Annotated in this window: 1 protein-coding gene; it reads left to right on the top strand. The window is 38.5% G+C overall.

Features of this window, described 5'->3' with window-relative positions:
* Positions 1-257 (top strand): DUF5689 domain-containing protein (locus SB689_RS23565; RefSeq protein ID WP_410694467.1); only part of this gene is annotated, 257 nt, incomplete at both ends.

Below are 257 nucleotides of genomic sequence, written 5' to 3'. Positions count from 1 at the left end.
CAAACAAGGGGTTGCGGTACCATTTGCTGATGTAAAGGCGAAATTCCAAAATAATACAGTGTATACTTTCCCTAAGGATGATACTCCTAACAATGAGGCAGATGATCTTTATATGGTAGGATATGTTTCTTCTACGGATGAAACGGGTAACGTTTACAAAACAATCTATATTCAGGATGCACTGGCAAATCCTACGCATGGTTTTACCATCAGTGTAGATATGGTAAGCAGCTATACAAAATTTCCTCAGGGATCTA

Origin of the sequence: Chryseobacterium sp. SIMBA_038, assembly GCF_046535115.1 — a bacterium.
Classification (GTDB): domain Bacteria; phylum Bacteroidota; class Bacteroidia; order Flavobacteriales; family Weeksellaceae; genus Chryseobacterium.
This window is presented reverse-complemented; position numbering and strand designations above follow the sequence as displayed.